Source organism: Methanobrevibacter smithii ATCC 35061 (assembly GCF_000016525.1).
In the GTDB taxonomy this organism is placed as follows: Archaea; Methanobacteriota; Methanobacteria; order Methanobacteriales; family Methanobacteriaceae; genus Methanocatella; species Methanocatella smithii.
In genome coordinates this window covers 1,489,114-1,508,809 of sequence record NC_009515.1, presented here as the reverse complement: position 1 = coordinate 1,508,809, position 19,696 = coordinate 1,489,114, and the positions used below count along the sequence as shown (strand labels likewise).

The window sequence follows — 19,696 nt, the reverse complement described above, 5'->3', positions numbered from 1 at the left end:
TCACTCTCTTAATTGTCTTCCTGTCAGCTCAATAAACACGTCTTCCAAAGTATTCTGACGTATGCTGATATCAGCTATTTTGGAACCTTTGCTTTCAACAAGATGAATTATATCAGGCAGTTTTTTAACTGCATCCAGCAAAACAAGAATTATTTTTTCATCAGATTCAAAGATATTGTTTAAATCACCAATGGTTTTAAGTTCACTGATAATCCCCTCATTGTCTTTATGATTATCCAGCTCAAGCTGAACAGTATCTCCGTTACCGATTATCTGCTTTAATTTCTTTGGAGTGTCTAATTTTAATAACTTGCCATGATCAATAATAGCTACCCTGTCACTTAACATATCTGCCTCATCCATCAGATGCGTGGTTAAAATAACAGTATGACCCAGTTCCTTCTGATGAAGGATATAATCCCACAGCAGTCTTCTAGACTGCGGATCCAAACCTTCTGAAGGCTCATCTAAAACAACGATAGAGGGATTGTGAATGGTAGCCATAGCTATATTCATCCTGCGTTTCATCCCTCCGGATAAAGAGGATATCAGCTCATCCTTTTTATCAGTCAAGTGTAATTTTTCAAGAATTTTTAATATCCTTTCTTTTAAAAGCTTTTTTGGAATATCATACATTTTTCCTATCATATACAAGTTTTCAAAACAGGTGAGATTGTTCCACAGCACAACATCCTGGGGACAAATTCCTATTTCCTTTTCATCAAGATATGAGGAGTCCTTTCCATTGAATAATATATTTCCACTTGTCGGTTTTAATAATCCGACCATCATATTAATAGAAGTACTTTTTCCAGCACCGTTCGGACCTAAAAATCCAAATATCTCACCTTTTTTAATTTCCAAAGACAGATTATTTACAACTGCAACATCATCATATTTTTTAACAACATTCCGCAGTTCAATTAAAGTTTCAGACATTATTTTAACCTTATCCTATAATTTGACCATGTGTTAACTGATACTCTGAGTATAATCAGTTAAAAACAAAGTCAAAAAATATAATTTTTTTATTCGTTTTCCCATTTAATGATATATCAAAAATAAATTATAAATATATGGGATAATTAAAAAAGGAAAGAATATTTCCTTTTTAATAATCAGTGTCTAAAAGAAAATTAAGGTCAGGAATTCCGCAGTTATTCTCAAATTTGTTATTATAAATTTTTACACCATTTACAAAAATATCAAAATATATTGAACAATCATCACAGCCAAGCCCGATTTTAATATCAGATTCTTCCAAAATTTCTTTTTTAACATTTAAAATATCAGATGCCCTATCTATAAAAACAGATACAGGACATCCATTTTTATCAATATTTATAAAAATTCCTTCATTCATTGCATAATTTGCAAAATAACCATTTTTACCGTCTATTTTTCCACAGAAAATATCATTTATTTCATCATAGCTAGAAATTAATCTTTGAGTTTTCATGACATATCACCTCACATATTGTTATAATCTTATAAAATAAATAATTAACCAATAAGAGCATTTGAAAAGAAATTATAAGTATTTTTCAATTAAATAGTTAATTTTTAAAGCAATATTTCTAAAATAAACAGTATTAACCCGATTAAATATTTCAAAACAATAACAATTTAAATTATCAAAGCAATAATAATAAATAACTAAAATAAAATTGGTGTAAAAAAATTGCCAAAAGAAACAAAAGAACAACTGGAATTAGAAGCTGAAATTAAAAATCAGGCTCAAAAATTCATAACCGACCTTAATGCAACACTTCCAGAAGTTATGGAACTGGAATATGAAGGATTCTACAGAAGAGGCTTTTTTGTAAGTAAAAAAAGATATGCAGTTATTGAAGATGGTGAAATCATAGCAAAAGGTCTGGAATTAGTCAGAAGAGACTGGGCACCAATCGTTAAACAAACACAAAAAGACGTCCTAAAGGACATCCTAAAAGAAGGAAACACAACCAAAGCAATAAATACAGTTAAAAAAGTTTTAAAAAGGCTAAAAACTGGAAAAATTGAAGGAAAGGAATTGATAATCCACACACAAATCACAAAACCATTAAGCGAATACAAACAAATCGGACCACATGTGGTTGCAGCTAAAAAAATGGAAGAACACGGAATTAAAATAACTAAAGGAACAATTATCCAATATGTGATTGTAAAAGGAAAAGGTTCCATCAGCCAGAGAGCAGTTCCTTATGACTACAGTGAAGGAGCAGAATATGATAGAGATTACTATATAAACAATCAGATGATTCCGGCTATTGGAAGAATAATGTATTCCTTAGGCTACACAAAACAGGATTTGGAAGACTTAGCCCAAGGAGAAAAACAAACAAGTTTAGATGCATTTTTCTAATAAAACTTTAAATAAGACTAAAATAATATGTAGATATAATGATGCGTAATAACCCTAATGATGACCGTGTTGTATTTTTTGATGTAGACGATACTTTACTTGACACATCAACATTTGCAGAAACTGCAAGAAAAGCAGCTATTGAATTAATGGTAGACAATGGATTGCCTTTAGACAAAGATGAAGCATATGGTGTTTTAAAAACCATCATAAGACAGAAAGGATCAAATTATGGTAAACACTTTAATATTTTAACAGAAGTGGTTTTAGGCCATGAAGACCCTATGCTTGTTGCGTTAGGTATGATAACATACCACAATGTTAAAATAGCTCTTTTAAGACCATTTGCTGAAACTATTGATACATTAATCTATCTTAAAAGTCAGGGATATCGTTTAGGTGTTATTTCCAACGGAATTACAATTAAACAATGGGAAAAATTAGTAAGACTCAATGTATACTCATTTTTTGATGAAGTAATAACATCTGAAGAAGTGGGAGCAAAAAAACCGGATAAATTAATCTACGATGTAGCTTTAAGAAAAATGAATGGTGATCCCGAAAAATCAATAATGATTGGAAATAAATTTAAAGAAGATGCACTTGGAGCAGTAAATGCCGGAATGAGTGCAATACTTGTTAATTCCGATGTTACAGAAGAAGACAGAGCATACATCAGAAAAGAGCAATTGGATATCACCATTATTGAAAATATTGGTGATGTAAATACAATATTATAAATCCAGTTCCAAAGTAACCGGACAATGATCAGAACCAAAAACATCATTTTTTATGGTTGCTGATTTTACTTTATTTTTAAATTCTTCATTTACAAAGAAATAATCCAGTCTCCAGCCGGCATTACGGTCTCTTGCACGGGTTCTGTAACTCCACCAGGTAAAATTATCTCCAGAATCATCAAACATTCTAAAAGTATCAACAAAACCACTAGCCAGTAAATCATCTAACCATTCACGTTCTTCAATAAGATAACCTGACTTGCCTTCACAATTTGCCGGATTGTAAACATCAATAGGATTATGAGCTATATTGACATCACCTGTAATGATTAAATTCTGACCCTGATTTTTCAAATCTTCAAGCAAATCAAGCAAAGCATTACAGAAGTCTATTTTATAATCCAACCTTTTAGCATTCATTCCACTATTTGGGAAATAAATATTGAAAAGAGTGAAATCACTATATTCAAGTCTGAGTACACGACCTTCCCTGTCCAGTGCTTCAACTCCCAAACCCCTAACAACATTTTCAGGTTTGATTTTAGAAAAAGTGCCGACACCGCTGTATCCTTTCTTTTCGGCTTCATTAAAATAAGAGTTAAATCCTGCGACATCAGTTAATTTTTCAGGTATTGAATCTTCAGTAGCTCTAACTTCCTGAAAATTAATAATATCTGCATTAGTACTGTTGAACCAATCCCAAAACTCCGGCTTTTTACTGGCTGCCCTAATACCATTTACATTCCAGGAAACGAGCTTAACTGACATTTATAATCTAACTCCATTTGTTGTAGGCAATTCACGAAGCCATTTGATATCACTTTTGTAAAGCATACGGATATCAGAAATATCGTATCTAATCATAGCTAATCTTTCAATACCTAAACCAAAAGCAAGAACAGGAACATCTACACCTAAAGGTTTAAGAACTTCAGGCCTGAACATTCCAGAACCTCCAAGTTCAATCCAGCTTTCTTTATCTTCCAGATAAACTTCACATTCAGTAGATAAATAAGTGTATGGGAAATAAGCCGGCCTAAATCTAACTTCAAAACCTAATTTTTTATAAAATTCTTTTAAAAAGCCCATTAAGTTTTGATAGTTAACACCTTCACCGCCAACAAGTCCTTCCACCTGATGGAACTCAGGCAAATGTTTATAAGTAATAGTTTCTCTTCTAAATACTCTGCCTACAGAAAACATTTTAAACGGAGCTTCATGCTCATATAAATATCTTGTTGAGATTCCTGTTGTATGTGTTCTTAAAACTGTTTGTTTTGCAACATCTTCATCCCATTCATATTGCCATCCTGTAGAACCTGTGTCCCCACCAGTATTATGAACTTCAGCAGTTTCATCAACTAATTTCTGGTCAGGCAAATCACAGGTTAAAGGATTTTTAACATAAAAAGTATCCTGCATTTCACGGGCTGCATGATCTTGAGGCTGGAACAATGAATCAAAGTTCCAGAATGCAGAAGCTACAATAGAACCATTTTCTTCACTGAACCCCATGTTTAAAAAGATTTCTCTGATTTCATCAATGATTTCCCTTAAAGGATGTTTTTTACCAGGGAAAACTTTTGGAGCTTCAGCATTAATATCATAAGGACGGTATTCTAAATTTTTCCATTCTCCATCTTTTAATTGTTGGTGTGTTAATTGAGTAGCTTGTTTTTGAATAGTGAAACCTTCTTTTAATATAGCTTCACCTTTATCTAATATTTTAAAAGAGTGTGAGGTGTTCTTTTTAATATTTAAAATATTTTTCCTGTCATTAAGTTTTTTAAATCCGTCTAACAATTCAGGAGGCAAATTGCTTTTAATGGAATTTTTAGCTTCCTGCAAATGTTTTAATAACTTTTCATCAGTTCCTAAGATTTTAAAAGATTCCTGACCATGTTCAGTAATAGTTACAATACCTTTATTGATTTTAGCCCAGTTTTTACGAACCAGCCAACCAATAGCTATGTTGGTTTCTTTTTTATCAATATCGGCATCTTTAGCTAAATCTCCCATGTTCATTTCTTTTTTGGAAGATAAAACTCTTAGGATTTTACGTTCTGGAAGTCCCCCGTCTGCATATTCACTTCCATTATCAGTTAATGAAATAATTTCTTCAACATCCTTATCCACTTCAATAATATCCTTAGAAGCAAGGGAACCTGCTGCACTCATAACAGATTTAATATCCATTTGTGTATTTTTAGCTATTTCCTCAGGAGTTGCATCAGGATTAGTTTCCAATTCTTTTAAAAGTTTTTTCTCATAAATATGTAATTCACTAATGGTTTTTTTAATATCCCCACTCATTTAAACACCTTAAATAATAAATAATATTATAATATATGTAAATAGAATTTATAAATGTTAGCTAAAAATAGCTTTTATTTAAAAAGAAGAATTGAAAAAGAAATATTTTAATTTAAGTATGAGCTTTGAAGATAATAAAAAAAAGAAAAAAAGTATTTAGAAATTTGATTCCAAATAGCTGACAAAAATGGAAGCTGCAGTTAAATCAGCAGTAGTTCCAGGATTTAATTTATTTTCATATAAATAATTATCAAATTCATTTAATTTATCTGAAAAACTCTCATCATCTTTAAATGAAAGCAATTCTCTGGCCTGAGATGAAATTTCATCTGCTTTTTTGTCACCGTATTTTCTTGAAATTAAAGTGTCTGGAGTTTCAGACAAGATAGTTAAAAATGTTAAAACACATGCATCATTAGCTTTCATGGTTTTTTTTAAACCGCTATAGGTAGGATAACCTTTTTCAAAAACAACAGGCATTCCAGTAGTCATTTCATTAGCTAATCTGTCCCATGGTGCAGAAATCTCTAAAACATCAAACATGGTTTGTTTATTTGTCCTTAATTCTTCTTTTGCATTTTCACTAGCTACATCATACTCATCCTGATCTCCCATTCCCCCGGCATCTGCAATGTTAATTGCATCATACAAGTCCACTGCATCTTCCACAGTAGTTGCTTTCATTAATTCAGCTGTGTTTTTCCTAAGTTGAGAAAAATCATCACTGATAGCTGCACCGCAGGCTATTGGAGTAATCATCATTACAATTCCAAGATTTGTATTGTTGGCTATCCATTTGTCTGTTTCTTTTACAGCCTCCAATATATATTTACCTAATCCTGCATTTTGAAGGCTGTTTTTATCGACTTTTGAAGTTGCTTTTTCAATAGTATCTCCAATTACAATTCCGCTTATTACAAAGTCTTCAAATTCCATATCTTCAAAATCGCGAGTTCTATGAACATTTCCCGGCTTCGGATATCCGCTTACTTCCAATGCTGAAGCTATCTGAGCTATTTTAGCTATTGTTTTTGAATCCATAATATCAACTTAAAGCAAATCGTTTAAAAGCACATATGATGCAAAGTTAGTAATTATCAAGTCTGATCCTGCTCTTTTAATAGAAATTAAACTTTCCAAAATTGCATTTTCAGTTAAAAATCCTTTTTCAATAGCCGCCATAATCATTGAGTATTCTCCACTTACATTATAGCTAACTAAAGGTAAGGTAAATTCTTCCCTGATTGTTTTAATAATATCCAGATAAGGCAAAGCCGGTTTAACCATTAAAAAGTCAGCACCTTCAATCACATCAAGTTCACATTCTCTGATTGCTTCTAAAGCATTGGCGGGATCCATCTGATAACTTTTACGGTTTCCGTGAGTTGGTGATGAATCAGCAGCTGCCCTGAATGGTTCATAAAATGCAGATGCATATTTTGCTGAATATGACATAATCATAACATTATAAAATCCATTTTCATCCAGAGCTGTCCTAATAGCGTCTACCCTGCCATCCATCATGTCAGAAGGAGCTACAATATCTACACCTGCTTTAGCATAAGAAACAGCTACTTTAGCAAGATATTCCAATGATTCATCATTTAATATTTCCACTCCATCGTCAGTATCATCATTTTCTTTGATTAATCCGCAGTGTCCATGAGAAGTGTATTGGCACAAACATACATCACCAATAACAACCAGATCAGTCTGTTTTTTAAGTTCACGAATTGCTCTTTGAACTATTCCGGTAGATGAGTAATCCGGACTGGCCACCTCATCTTTACTTTCAGGCAATGGAACCCCAAAGACAATGATTGATTTTAAACCTTTTTCTTCCAGTTGTTTTGCAAATTCAATACCTGCATTTAATGAATATCTGTATTCACCAGGCATAGATTCAATCGGTTCTTTTTCATCACCCTGAAGTTCTTCTTTGAAAAAAATAGGATAAATCAAATCTTCTTTGTCTAATTTAGTTTCACGAACAATATCTCTAATTTTAGAGTTTTTTCTATATCTTCTCATTCTTGTAACTGGAAATACCATGTTTTCACCTACATAATTATTAGTAAAATATTACACTTAATATTTATCATATTTTAAATTCATCTAAAATCCTATCTTCAGCACCATAAGGCTTTTTCAAATAGCAGTTCTTCCCATGCTCAACAATTAATGCATGATACTCCTGATATGCATTAACATCACCGCTAAAATTATCTTCAAATAATTTTTTAATATCCATATACTTTTCTTTTTCGTCAAAATAGCCCAAATAGGAAAATATCCTTTTAGTATAAGCATCGACTTTGAATTGCTTTTGTTTATATGCAAAAAGCAAAATGGAATCTGCTGTTTCATTGCCTATTCCCTTAACAGCCAAAACTTCTTTTCTGGAGGGAATTTCACCATCTAAAGAAATATAAAATTCAGCTATATTTTTAAGATAATTGAATTTTTGATTAAAATAACCTGCAGGGCGAATAGCCTGTTTAAACTCATCTTCACACGAATCAGCCAGTTCAAGAATATTTTCAGCTGAAAAATCACATAAAAGACTTAGATTATTTAATGCTTTTTCTACTGAAGGCCATGAAGTGTTCTGAGTCAAAACAGACCCCATTATAATTTCAAACTGTTCTTTTGAATTTCTTGGAAAGCTATAATCTTTTGGATGATAACCTTTAACAGCCCCTGTCTTAGTGGGATTTGAGCCGTCATAACCTATAATAGGCCACCACCCCTGATAAGAATATGTCTTAAGTAATTTGTCATAAATCAGATTAATATTATTTTCAGTCATACCACTCAACAAAACATTTATTAGATTTATATTATATTACTATGAATATAAGATTTTTATTGGAGAAACAACTATGGCAAATACTATCGGAAAAATGTTTTCAGTAACCAGTTTTGGATCCAGCCACGGAAAAGCTGTAGGAGCAGTTATTGATGGATGTCCTGCCAATCTTGAATTAAACACTGAAGATATTCAAAAAGAACTGGATAAACGAAAACCTGGAACCAGCGGAGTAACAACACCACGTAAAGAAGAAGATAAAGTTCAGATTTTATCAGGAATTTTTGAGGGTAAAACTGACGGAACACCAATTACAGGAGTTGTCTATAACAACAACCAGCATTCCAAAGATTATTCCATGTTTAAAAATACTCCCCGCCCATCTCATGGAGATTATGGCTGGATGAGCAAATACGGCAATTATGACTACAATGGAGGAGGTCGAGGAAGCGGAAGAATCACTATCGGCCATGTAATTGCAGGAGCAATAGCTAAAAAGCTTTTAAAAACAAAAAATATTGAAATTGTTTCACAAGTTATTCAAATCGGAGACATAATGGCTCACAGCAATGATTTTGATACTGTAAAAGAAAATGTTGAGAAAAATTCTGTAAGATGCGGTGATCTGGAAGCTGCTAAAGCTATGGAAGAATTAATTTTATCTAAAAAACAGGAAGGTGATTCAATTGGAGGAATCGTTGAAACAGTCGCTGTAGGAGTTCCTGCAGGACTTGGCGAACCTGTATTTGAAAGACTTGATGGTGATTTAGCTAGAATTTTAATGAATATAAATGCTGTAAAAGGAGTGGAAATCGGTTTTGGTTTTGATGTAGCTACCAGCTGCGCATCAGAGATTAATGATGAATATTATATTGAAGATAATAAAATTTACACTTCAACCAACAGTTCAGGAGGAATTATTGGTGGAATAAGCAATGGCATGCCAATAATTTCAAGGATTGCAGTTAAACCAACCCCTTCAATTTCAAAATGTCAAAAATCAGTTAATTTAGAAAAAATGGAAGCAGAAGACATAACTATTCAGGGAAGACATGACCCCTGCATCTGTCCAAGAGCTACTGTTGTAGCCCAATCCAGTGTAGCTATTGTTCTTGCAGACCATATGATTAGATCAGGATACATCCATCCTTCCAATCTGGAAATCTAATCAGTTTTTTCCAATAGTAAGCTCATCATTTTCTCCATTTTTTAATGAAGATTGATAAGTGTTTTTTCTCTCCATTCTATTTAAATCAATGTTTGAACTGTGGATTTGAGAATTAACATCCTTTAAGGTTTTAATTCTAATCCTTGCAGGATTTTGAGTGTTTACTTCAAAAGACATTCCGTCAAAAGCTGCCAGTGTTTTTACACCGGTTTCCTTAGTTATTCTTTTTGCTTCATCAATCGGATCTATACTTAACATTTTAAGACCGAAATGAGTCATAATAGCCAGTTTTGGTTTTACTTCTTTTAACAACTCAATGAAGTTACGTGAACATAAATGACCCCTAATAGATTTATTTCCAGGCCTAAGCACACTGGCTATTAAAATATCCGCCCCTTCATGATATTTATGCAAATCCTCAAAATATCCAGTATCAGAAGTATAGGATATTTTAAAACCCCTATAATCAATCTGAAATCCTACACCTTCAGGATCACCATGCACTGTTTTTGTACCTTTAACAGAACATCCGTTAATGTTTTCAACCTGATTTGGCTCCAAAACATATTTTTTAGAGTGGCTTTGATGATATTTTGAAATTCCCGGACCCCATTTTTCATAACCGTCAAGAACACTTTTATTTCCTAAAACAACACCATATTCTTTGGTCATTCCTCTGGTCATAGCTTCAATAAGAATTTCTGCATCATTGTAATGGTCAGTATGTGCATGAGAAACAAAAACACCGTCTAAGTTTCTTGGGTCAAATCCAAACTGGTAAGTTCTAACAAGTGCACCAGGACCTGGATCAACATGATAATTTTTCCCGTTTAAATTATCAATTCTGAAACCGCCAGTCATTCTTCTTTGACTAATGGCTGAGAATCTTCCACCTCCAGTACCTAAAAATGTTATTTTCATTTTAAAAAATCTCCTTTATAAACTGCATAAAATTATATCACATTTAAGATTAGATTTGTCCTTTTTAAGACATAACTTTTCATCCTGGATAACTACCTTATCTCCAAGTTCCACATGGTTATGGTCACTGAACATGAAAACAGTTTCATTTGGCTTAGCTATCTGTTTCCAATTTCCATCAAAAGCCTGTGTTTTACTATTTAATTTGACATGAAGCATTTTCCCATCTACTGAAACAACTTCACCAACATCTCCTTTATTAATAATTTTATCAGCCAAAGCTATTTCCTTATTTTTTTGGATTAAATCTTCCTGAAGCTTTTGTCTAAATTTAGATAAAACCTTAATATCCTTATCAATACTTACATTAAGATGTCTTTGAGCTTCTGATTTGTTGAATTTAGGCTGTTTGATTAAAACATCAAAAGTATTTCCAATTGTTGGTGTTTTTCTAGAAATTTCGGTAAGTATCTCTTCAAAGATATCACCCATATATTTTAAACTTAATGAAGGTTTCCATTTTTTGTTTATTAGCTTTTCTGCTTCCTGTTTGGCAAATTTATTACCAAATACAATAATTGCCTTTTCACCGGCTTCCCTTGAAACAGTTTCAGAACCTGACAATTCCACTATCTGGTAACCCATTGTAGTTCCGTAAATTCTTTTCCTGTATGTTTCAAAAACTTTTTTGGTTGTGACTTCTCCCCTTACGCAATTTCCCACAGTGGTTATTTTAGTAGCATCTTCAGTTAACTTAATTGAGATGCCGTATTCATCAGCTTTCTTTTTAAATTCCTCATCGGTTTTTATTTTACCACTGTATAATTCAGATTCCAATGCATTTAATTGCTCTTTATTCCCAAAATAACCAATTCTTCTTTTATCACTAGCCATTACACATCCTTTTTTTCCAATATAAGCAATAATCAAACTCATTTCCTAACCTCTAAAATTAACAATGAATAAAAATTAATTTAATAATTTAAGTTAATAATATATTATATTTATTATAAGTTATATATTTTCATCAAATTTTGATATGACCCTAAAAAATTTCCATTAAAAAATCGTATCATATATAACCAAGCAAAGAAATTCGTTATAACTCCTTCTAAAGTATTAAAACATAGCATTAAAATTAATTAAAAAGATTATAGAAGTGTTCATAATAACAATCTTTATATAACAATAGAGCATAAAATAGTAGTATAATAATTTTTAATTATTTATCATTACAAATTATAACGTCATAAAAATTATAATTTAAATAATGGTAAAAATTAAAGAACTAGGAGAAAAAACCTATGAAAGATCTCAATAAAATGTTTAAACCTGATTCAGTTGCTGTAATCGGAGCTTCAAACACCCCAGGTAAAGTAGGTTATATTATCATAGATAATATCATCTCTGGAGGATATAAAGGAAAAGTATACCCAATTAACCCAAAAAGCGGAGAAATCCAAGGGTTAAAAGCATATGAAAATATTAAAGATGTTCCTGAAAAGGTGGACTTAGTAATCATGTCCATTCCTGCAGCTTTTGTAAATGAATCAATAAAAGACTGTGGTGAAGCTGGCGTAGAAAACATGGTAGTTATTAGTGCTGGTTTCAAAGAAATTGGAGAAGAAGGTGCAAAATTAGAAGAAGAATTAGTTGCACTTAGTAAAGAATATGGGATAAATATTATTGGACCAAACAGTTTAGGAATTACAGATTCCCATACTCCATTAAACTCTTCATTTGCACAAATGATGCCGCCAAAAGGAAATATTGCATTTATTTCCCAAAGTGGAGCTATGATGGTAGCACTTCTTGATTGGAGTCTTACTTCAGGAATCGGATTCAGTAAAGTAATCAGTCTTGGAAACAAAGCAGGTGTAAGTGAAACCGAATTAATGAATTACTTAGCTGAAGACCCTGAAACTGCAGTTATTATATGTTATTTAGAATCAATATCTGACGATGATAATTTTGTTAAAGCAATGAGACAAACCACTGCTAAAAAACCAATTGTTGTACTTAAATCCGGTTCAAGTAATGCCGGTGCAGAAGCTGCATCTTCCCACACTGGTGCTTTAGCCGGTAGTGACTTGGCATTTGATACTGCTTTTGAACAATCCGGAATTCTTCGTGTAAGCAGCATGGCAGAATTATTTGATATCGGATTGGCATTTTCCAAAGCACCACTTCCAGAAGGAAACAATGTAGCTATCATTACCAATGCTGGTGGTGGAGGAGTACTTACTGTAGATGAAATGGAAAGACAGGGATTGAAACTTGTTCAATTTGATGAAGAAACCAAAGAAAAATTAAGGAAAGGTATTCCTGAAGAAGGTAGTGTAAACAACCCTATTGATGTTTTAGGAGACGCTCCAGTACAAAGGTACAAAGAAACATTAGATATTGTTTTAAAAGATGATCAAGTAGACAGTTTAATCATTATGGTTTGTCCTACAGCATCTGCAGACCCAGACGGAATTGCAGCTGCAATCTTAGAAGAAAGAGAAAAATTCGGAAAACCTATTTTAGTTGTAAACATGGGTGGACCAACCTTTGAAGCAGCAAACCATGCACTAAGGTCCCACAATGTGCCTACTTATGTTTTCCCTGAAAATGCAGTAGATGCACTTGCAGCTATGACAACCTATGCTGAATTGGAACGCAGAGAAGCTGATTCATGTATTGATGATTTAGACAACATCGATAAAAAAGCTGTAGAAGAAATATTTGCTAAAGTTAAAGCTGACGGCAGAGACACCTTACTTGGTAGTGAAGCATATGCAGTAGCTGAAGCTTATGGAATTGAAGCTGCACCAATTAAATTAGCTACCAATGCAGATGAAGCAAGCCAATTAGCAGCAGATATGGAATTCCCTGTTGTACTTAAAATAGCTTCTGACAAAATACTTCACAAATCAGATATCGGCGGAGTAAAAGTAGGAATTGAAAGTGAAGAAGAAGCTAAAGCAACTTTCGATGAAATCATAGCTAATGCTAAAAAAGCACATCCTGACATTGTGCCGGATGGTGTAGAAGTGCAAAAAATGATGGAAACCGGTCAGGAAGTAATTGTCGGTATGATTAAAGACAAACAATTCGGACCGATGATTGCATTTGGTATGGGTGGAATTTACGTTAACCTTATTGAAGATGTATCCTTTAAATTAGCTAACGGTATCAGCAGTCAGGAAATTGATGAGCAAATCAATGACACTAAAGTTAGCGAATTGCTTAAAGGTTACAGAGGAGAAGCACCATGCGATATTGATGCTGTAAAAGAAGCTATTAAAAGAGTAGCTAGGTTAACCTTAGACTTCCCTGAAATATCCGAATTGGATATTAACCCAATTTTCGTATACGAAAACGGATCAAGTGCTCTTGATATAAAAATCAAATTATAATTTCTCATTTGAGAAATTACTCTTTTTTCTTTTAAACATTAGTTGGAGGTTATACTATAACTAATGAAATAGATTTGGAATTATATACCATAGCTATAACCAGATTAAATACAGGATTTCAAAATATCGGTGAAATAATTCAGAAAAATGCAGATGAACTTCAAAATAACAATCCTGAAGCTATAAAAATATTAATTGAAGAAATTAAAAACACAACTCCATCTTTTAAAAATAGTGCCAAAGACTTTAACAGAATGTATTTGGATATTGTAGACAGCTTAAATCAAAAAGAAGTTAATTACAATGAATATGAACCATTTTTTAAATATATAAATCAGATATTTCCACAATACCAAGAAAGTCTTGTAAAAAGTATTGGCAATTTGAAAAATATCGGAATAGACAATTCCGAATTGGATCAAGCTATTGCAGATCTGGATAATGCAATTATGGAAATCGTAAATACATTTACAAACTTGTTAAAAATAGCTATTGATTATGTAGATAGCACAAAAGATATTTTAAAAAAACATTAAAGTTCCTACTTTAAATTAAAAATTGCTTTGATTATATTACAGTAAAAATAAAACTTTTAAATATAACCATAGCTACTTCTTTTTATTTTGCAATAAACTATTGTTAAAATTCTTCAAACTAAAGTGCTGTATCTTTCAGCAGCAACAGAATCAAAATTTAAAAAAAAAAATAAGGGGAATGTAACTTATAAAAAATTACATTCAAAAGATAAATTAAGCAGTTACATCATAAAAGATTTTTTCTGCAGGAATTTTTTCTTTTAAGACACCTAAATCAACTTCAATATTCATGAAGTCCAATACTTTTTGTTTATATGCATCATCCAATCCTGAAACAAAATTGATTCCGCTTAAAGATTTTTTCTCAATATCCGGATTAGATACTATGTCTTTTGGTAATTGGGATACTGAATCATCAGGATTTTCTTGAACATATTTAGTAGCATTACCATGGATTTCTACAATTTTTTTAGCTTCATCAGGATGTTCTTTTAAGAAATCATCAGATGCGGCAACTACACAGCATGGATGTCCAGGTATGATTTCAGATGAGTCAACCAATTCAGTATTGCCGTTTTCAACTGCAGTAGTTACAAACGGTTCATAAGTTAACATACCGTCAATCTGATTAGATTTTAAAGCATCATTCATTGAAGGAACTTTCATTGCAGAAACTTTTAAATCTTTAATATCAATATTATTCTGATTTAAATAATATTTAAGCAACATATATTGAATGGAAGCTTCTCCAGGAGTAGCAATGGATTTGCCTTCTAAATCCTGAACAGAAGTAATTCCTGAACTGTTACTTACAACAATTCCACTACCTTCAGTCTGTACACCAGAAATAACTTTTACTGGTACGCCTTTTTCTATTGAAGACAATACTGGAGTGATACCTACATATCCAACATCCACTTCACCACTAGCCATAGCAGTCATTAAGTCTCCACCATTATTGAATTGAACTAATTTAGTATTAATACCTTCTTTTTGATACATGTCTTGAGCATCAGCAATGAATAAAGCTGCATCATGATCACTTGGAAGATAACCGATAGTTACTGTACCATCATCTTGATTGGAGTAAAACATATATGCTCCAGCTGCAATAATGATAACTGCAACGATTATAACAATAGTTATAATTGATTTTTTATTCATATCATCACCATAATTAAATTACAGTAATATGTATTAAAAATAGCAATATATAAAAGTTTCTGAAACATTCTTAAAATTTAAAATTAAAGCCATGAACAAAACCTTTTTAAAAAATATCAACAAATAAGCAAAAATAAATTAAAAAAAAGTGAAAGGAATTAATTAATTATAATAATTCTTTTCTCAAATCAATAGTGTCCTTTAAATCCGGACCTGTTGAAATAATAGTTACTGGAACACCAGTTTCAGATTGAATTTCTTCAACGAATTTTTTGGTCTCAGCAGATAAATCATCATAACTTTGTGTTCTAGCACAGTCGGGATATAATCTGTCTACACAGGTTAAAGCTATTTGAGTTGCACCATTGATTCTGCAGGATTCTTTTGCAAGTTCCATATCAAATAAACCTACACGACGCCTACGTCCAGTTACAACACCATATTCTTCAATATTTTTACTTTCAGCTTCTTCTTGTGAAATTTCAGTTGGGAAAGGTCCTTCACCAACACGGGTAATATAAGCTTTAAATACATTGATTACTTCATCGACTTTAGTTGGACCTACACCTACATCAGCAGCAAATGTACTTGCAGTAGTGTCTTTACTAGTTACAAATGGATAAGTTCCATAGTAAAGAGATAATGCAAATCCTTGAGAACCTTCAATAAATACATCCCCTCCATTATCCAAAACATCATTAGTTTCTAAAGAAACATCAGCTAAATAATCCTCAAGTTCAGGAACATCATTAGCTAATTTAACTGTTCTTAATACCCTATCAGAATTAGCTGGTCCGCAGCCGGATCCAGTACTTCCTATTTTTTTAGCTAAATGTTCTGATTTTTTGTCCCTTTCTCTGTGATCTTTAGTAATAATAGCACATCTAGGATCCACAAAAGTTCTTTCTTTTACATTATATTTCTTTAAATCTTCAAATTCTTTAAATAAAACATCTTTATCTACTAATACTCCAGCACCAATCATGAGTTTAGCATCAGTATGTACAAAACCAGAAGGGATGAGCCTTAAACCATATTTTTCACCATTAAACTCTACAGAATGGCCTGCATTTGGACCTACACCTGCACGAGCAATGATATCCGGTTTATCATTACCGCAAAGATAAGTGATACATTTACCTTTACCTTCGTCACCCCATGCTCCACCGACTAAAATACTACAAGTCATTTAATAACTCCTTTCATAATATTAAAACATGAAAAATAAAAATTTTCACAACACTAAAATACTTTGTTAGTACTCTTTTAAAAACTTTTCCAAAATACCCCATTATCAATATATTTTCAATGCATTTTTCTTTTATAATAATAAATACAAAATCAAATTTCAAAAAAATCAACATCATATGAAAATTAAAACAAATTTATAAAAGACATTATCGGTTATTGGATTTATTGTTTCCATTTAATACCATTATTTTTCGAAACAATGTTTAAAATGATTATTAGAAAAGAAAGAAAATGGGATAAAACCAAACATAAAGGAATAGAGGAATAATATGCAAAAAAGAGATATTTTTATGAGCATTGTTATTGCTATTATAATAATATTTTTTGTGGCTAATATGGGTGCCATAAATAATTTTTTAAGTGTCCATACAGACAAAACCATTGAATTTGGACATTCAAATATTGTAGTTCCAGAAGCCTGGAACACAACAGATGAAGTAAACCTTAGTAGTCAAGCAAAAACAGATAATGGAATTACAAACAACTACACTATTATTGATGTATGGGATGATTGGCCGGAATCAAGTATAACCGACATTTCAAATGCCAAATTTGCTTCTATGGAATCTGGAGGTTTTAAAGTATTAAAAAAAGAAAATATTGATTTAGGAGGCATTAATGTTTCCAAACAGTATTATTCAAATCCTTCAAGAGATAATGATTATCAATGGGATCATGTCGGAGTAAACTATGTTTTCCCAAAAGAGGATACAAATTATAGTATTGAAGTTCATTACTTCACAACCTATGATTACAACAACAAAACTTATACTAAAGAGTTAGATGACCGTATCGAAGATATGATAGGTAATATACATAACAAAGAATATAACGGATTTTTTTCTGGAATAAATAAAATTTATAACTATTTATTCCCAAACTAATTTTTTTATAGTTGCTGGCAAAGTTTTATTGTACATACTTAACAAATATATTAATATTCTTATTTTAAAAAAACAATAAAACGGAGAAATAAAAACAAATGATTAAAAAAACAACAGCATTTTATGTAGTGCTTGTAGGATCACTGGCTAGTTTTATGGCTGCCTACACATCAAATGCAGTAACAATGGCTCTGCCGGAACTTGCAAGAGTATTTCACCTAAGCAATATTTTGCAAAACTGGACAATAAACCTCTATTTATTAACAATGGCTGTATTAAGTGTCCCCTTCGGAAAAATTTGTGCCCAAAAAGGACTTAAAAAATCATTCTTCTATGGTGCACTTGTATTTTTCATAGGAACTGCTGGAATAATAATGGCAGCAAATACTGAAATGCTATTACTGTTCAGATTTATTCAGGCAATAGGATCTGCTGCAATATTTGTATCTTCAGTAAGTATGATTGTAAAAGCTGTTCCAAATAATCAAAGAGGACGTGCATTGGGAATAAACATAGCTTCAGTTTATATCGGACTGTCTCTGGCTCCAGTACTGGGAGGAAGTTTAACATATAACTTTGGCTGGGAAAGTATCTTTGCAATAACACTTCCTGTAAGTTTTATTGTAGTGGTCCTTACTTATTTAAAAATTAAAGAGGAATGGAAATTAGATGCAAATGATCCGATTGATATAAAAGGAAGTGTTTTTTATGGAATTGGAATTTCAGCATTTATGTATGGATTTACAGAACTGCATACACTAACCGGACAGGCAATTACAGCAGTTGGAGTAATATTTCTAATAATATTCATTTACTATGAATTAAAACAGAAATATCCTATATTTAATGTAAGATTATATAAGAACCACAAATTCTTATCAAGCAACATAGCCAGCGTAATAAGTTATATTTCCATTTTTAGTGTATCTACAATTATCAATTACCATTTCCAATATATTTTAGGCTGGAATGCACAAATGACCGGACTGATTTTAATCAGCATGCCTATAATGCAGGCAATTGTAACTCCGCAGTCCGGAAAATTGTCTGATTTGATAAATCCTCAAAAGCTCTCAGCACTTGGAATGGGACTTGCAACAATAGCCATATTAATACTGACAACAATGGATGACTCCACATCAGTATATATCATAATTATTGCATTGATGATTGGAGGTGTCGGATATGGACTGTTCAGCAGCCCAAATACAAATACAATTATGAGCAGTGTTCCGCCAAATGAAACAACCATGGCATCAGCTGCAGTAGCTACCATGAGAGTTATCGGTCAGACATTAAGTATAGGCATTTTAACAGTTATTTTTGCATTTGTAATGGGTAATGTGGCCATAACCCCTAGCGTATATCCTCAACTTAGTGAAAGCTGTCATTTAGCTTTAATATGTTCAACAGTACTTGGAGTCATAAGTGTTTTAGTATCACTTGTAGGAATGAACTCTGATGATAAATTAAACACCACACAAAGATAACCACCACATTATCTTTTAAAAATCAGTACATAAAGGCTATAAGAATTAGTTAAAAAACTAATTCTTATTTTTTTGTAAAAATTGTAATGTTCATCTATTTTAAAAAGAGATGACTTTGTTTGAAAATAGAAACCACTCCCAAGATAACACAGCTGAGCAAAATTATGATTCTTACGAAATTACGGAATCATCTTCAAACAATCATATATAGTGACTAAGTATAATAAATACTTTTTGATAAAAAAGTATTACTTTTTTTGAAAAAAAATGAAAAAAAATAATAATCAGCAATTTATAGCCTAAAAATCCCCCAGAATATAGACAAAAAATACAATAAAAATCAATTAGCCAGATAATACAAAAAACAAAAACATATATAAATAAAAAATTTTTAAGTAATACTTTTTTATAAAAAAATGTTAATAAAAATAGGAAGAATTTAGTAAAAAGTAATACTTTTAAAAAACAAATATAATCCAATAAAAACCAGATTATAAAGCATATTAAACTATAAAAACTACAAAAAAATAATCATGATTGAAAAAATAAAAAATAAATCATATTAACAAACTATAACAAAAATTAAACTGAAATTAAAGAAAATAAAATAAAGCTAAAATAATACTCAAAAAATTAACTGGGCTCTAAATCATT

Annotated in this window: 18 protein-coding genes; 7 read left to right on the top strand and 11 right to left on the bottom strand. The window is 31.7% G+C overall.

What is annotated here, in order from left to right; all coding sequences use genetic code 11:
* The gene (locus MSM_RS07455; RefSeq protein ID WP_011954538.1) at nt 1-939 is read right to left on the bottom strand and encodes an ABC transporter ATP-binding protein; all 939 of its coding nucleotides are present in this window, start codon (nt 937-939) and stop codon (nt 1-3) included.
* Between the two features lie 172 nt (nt 940-1,111).
* Nucleotides 1,112-1,459, bottom strand: coding sequence for a hypothetical protein (locus MSM_RS07450; protein ID WP_004033367.1), 348 nt, complete (start codon nt 1,457-1,459; stop codon nt 1,112-1,114).
* Between the two features lie 222 nt (nt 1,460-1,681).
* Between MSM_RS07450 and MSM_RS07445 the strand changes: the two genes are divergently transcribed.
* The gene (locus MSM_RS07445; RefSeq protein WP_004033365.1) at nt 1,682-2,365 is read left to right on the top strand and encodes a DNA polymerase domain-containing protein; all 684 of its coding nucleotides are present in this window, start codon (nt 1,682-1,684) and stop codon (nt 2,363-2,365) included.
* A 38-nt stretch (nt 2,366-2,403) separates the two neighbouring features.
* Entirely contained in the window at nt 2,404-3,105 is a 702-nt protein-coding gene (locus MSM_RS07440) for a TIGR02253 family HAD-type hydrolase (RefSeq protein WP_004033363.1), read from the top strand.
* Here MSM_RS07440 and MSM_RS07435 read toward each other — a convergent pair.
* The 5 genes from MSM_RS07435 to MSM_RS07415 form a co-directional block, all read right to left on the bottom strand.
* Nucleotides 3,100-3,873, bottom strand: a complete 774-nt coding sequence (locus MSM_RS07435) for an exodeoxyribonuclease III (protein ID WP_004033361.1) — start codon at nt 3,871-3,873, stop codon at nt 3,100-3,102. The genes MSM_RS07440 and MSM_RS07435 overlap by 6 nt on opposite strands.
* Nucleotides 3,874-5,418, bottom strand: a complete 1,545-nt coding sequence (gene pheS / locus MSM_RS07430) for a phenylalanine--tRNA ligase subunit alpha (RefSeq protein ID WP_011954537.1) — start codon at nt 5,416-5,418, stop codon at nt 3,874-3,876.
* A 156-nt stretch (nt 5,419-5,574) separates the two neighbouring features.
* On the bottom strand, nt 5,575-6,459 hold the full coding sequence (locus MSM_RS07425; protein ID WP_011954536.1) for a triphosphoribosyl-dephospho-CoA synthase: 885 nt from the start codon (nt 6,457-6,459) through the stop codon (nt 5,575-5,577).
* A gap of 9 nt (nt 6,460-6,468) precedes the next feature.
* Entirely contained in the window at nt 6,469-7,470 is a 1,002-nt protein-coding gene (gene hemB, locus MSM_RS07420; protein WP_004033354.1) for a porphobilinogen synthase, read from the bottom strand.
* A gap of 46 nt (nt 7,471-7,516) precedes the next feature.
* Nucleotides 7,517-8,227 (bottom strand): endonuclease III domain-containing protein, encoded by a 711-nt coding sequence (locus MSM_RS07415; RefSeq protein WP_004033352.1) that lies wholly within the window; start codon nt 8,225-8,227, stop codon nt 7,517-7,519.
* Between the two features lie 73 nt (nt 8,228-8,300).
* Here MSM_RS07415 and aroC point away from each other — a divergent pair, with 73 nt between their 5' ends.
* Nucleotides 8,301-9,395 (top strand): chorismate synthase, encoded by a 1,095-nt coding sequence (aroC, locus tag MSM_RS07410; protein ID WP_011954535.1) that lies wholly within the window; start codon nt 8,301-8,303, stop codon nt 9,393-9,395.
* Here the strand turns inward: aroC and MSM_RS07405 are convergent, their stop codons facing one another.
* Together MSM_RS07405 and MSM_RS07400 are read right to left on the bottom strand one after the other, a co-directional pair.
* Nucleotides 9,396-10,316 carry an MBL fold metallo-hydrolase gene (locus MSM_RS07405; RefSeq protein ID WP_011954534.1) on the bottom strand — a complete coding sequence of 307 codons (921 nt, stop codon included), beginning with the start codon at nt 10,314-10,316 and terminating at the stop codon, nt 9,396-9,398.
* Nucleotides 10,317-10,331: 15 nt separating this feature from the next.
* Nucleotides 10,332-11,252: an MJ0548 connectase family domain-containing protein gene (locus MSM_RS07400; RefSeq protein ID WP_004035387.1), complete on the bottom strand. Its 921-nt coding sequence runs from the start codon at nt 11,250-11,252 to the stop codon at nt 10,332-10,334.
* A gap of 368 nt (nt 11,253-11,620) precedes the next feature.
* On the opposite strand from MSM_RS07400, the gene acs reads away from it, so the two are divergent.
* A complete protein-coding gene (gene acs, locus MSM_RS07395; protein WP_011954533.1) occupies nt 11,621-13,717 on the top strand; it encodes an acetate--CoA ligase alpha subunit in 2,097 nt (698 codons plus the stop codon).
* A gap of 74 nt (nt 13,718-13,791) precedes the next feature.
* On the top strand, nt 13,792-14,253 hold the full coding sequence (locus tag MSM_RS07390) for a hypothetical protein (RefSeq protein WP_011954532.1): 462 nt from the start codon (nt 13,792-13,794) through the stop codon (nt 14,251-14,253).
* Nucleotides 14,254-14,466: 213 nt separating this feature from the next.
* On the opposite strand, the gene MSM_RS07385 is transcribed toward MSM_RS07390, so the two are convergent.
* Nucleotides 14,467-15,417, bottom strand: coding sequence for an ABC transporter substrate-binding protein (locus tag MSM_RS07385; protein ID WP_011954531.1), 951 nt, complete (start codon nt 15,415-15,417; stop codon nt 14,467-14,469).
* 166 nt (nt 15,418-15,583) lie between these two features.
* Nucleotides 15,584-16,606 carry an adenylosuccinate synthetase gene (locus MSM_RS07380; RefSeq protein WP_011954530.1) on the bottom strand — a complete coding sequence of 341 codons (1,023 nt, stop codon included), beginning with the start codon at nt 16,604-16,606 and terminating at the stop codon, nt 15,584-15,586.
* A gap of 331 nt (nt 16,607-16,937) precedes the next feature.
* On the opposite strand from MSM_RS07380, the gene MSM_RS07375 reads away from it, so the two are divergent.
* Together MSM_RS07375 and MSM_RS07370 are read left to right on the top strand one after the other, a co-directional pair.
* A complete protein-coding gene (locus MSM_RS07375) occupies nt 16,938-17,552 on the top strand; it encodes a hypothetical protein (RefSeq protein WP_011954528.1) in 615 nt (204 codons plus the stop codon).
* A gap of 98 nt (nt 17,553-17,650) precedes the next feature.
* Nucleotides 17,651-19,042, top strand: coding sequence for an MFS transporter (locus MSM_RS07370; RefSeq protein ID WP_011954527.1), 1,392 nt, complete (start codon nt 17,651-17,653; stop codon nt 19,040-19,042).
* The last annotated feature ends 654 nt before the right edge of the window (nt 19,043-19,696 follow it).